Genomic DNA, 685 nt, shown 5'->3' on the forward strand with positions numbered 1-685 from the left:
AACTGGCCAATGCCATTCGCGCCCTGTCCATGGATGCCGTCCAGAAGGCCAACTCCGGCCACCCCGGCGCCCCCATGGGCATGGCCGACATCGCCGAGGTGCTGTGGAACGACTACCTCCAGCACAACCCGGCCGACCCGCACTGGCCCGACCGCGACCGTTTCGTGCTCTCCAACGGCCACGGCTCCATGCTGCTCTATTCCCTGCTCCACCTCTCCGGCTACGACCTCGACCTGGAGCAGCTGCAGAACTTCCGCCAGCTGCACTCCAAGACCGCCGGCCACCCCGAGTTCGGCTACGCCCCGGGCGTCGAGACCACCACCGGCCCGCTCGGCCAGGGGCTGGCCAACGCCGTGGGCATGGCCATCGCCGAGCGCACCCTGGCCGCCCAGTTCAACCGCCCCGGCCACGAGATCGTCGACCACTACACCTACTGCTTCGTCGGCGACGGCTGCCTGATGGAAGGCATCTCCCATGAGGTCAGCTCGCTGGCCGGCACCCAGCGGCTCGGCAAGCTGATCGCCTTCTACGACGACAACGGCATCTCCATCGACGGCGAGGTCGAGGGCTGGTTCACCGACGACACCGCCAAGCGCTTCGAGGCCTACGGCTGGCACGTGGTGCCCGCCGTCGACGGCCACAAGCCCGAAGAGATCAAGGCCGCCATCGAGCTGGCCCGCAGCCA

At 68.5% G+C, this 685-nt stretch carries 1 pseudogene; it reads left to right on the forward strand.

From position 1 onward, the window contains the following. Positions 1-2: 2 nt before the first annotated feature. A pseudogene (locus ACGTN6_RS20735) lies at positions 3-685 on the forward strand (transketolase); the annotation flags it as partial.

This window comes from Halomonas sp. B23F22_20, assembly GCF_043496985.1.
Taxonomy (GTDB): domain Bacteria; phylum Pseudomonadota; class Gammaproteobacteria; order Pseudomonadales; family Halomonadaceae; genus Halomonas.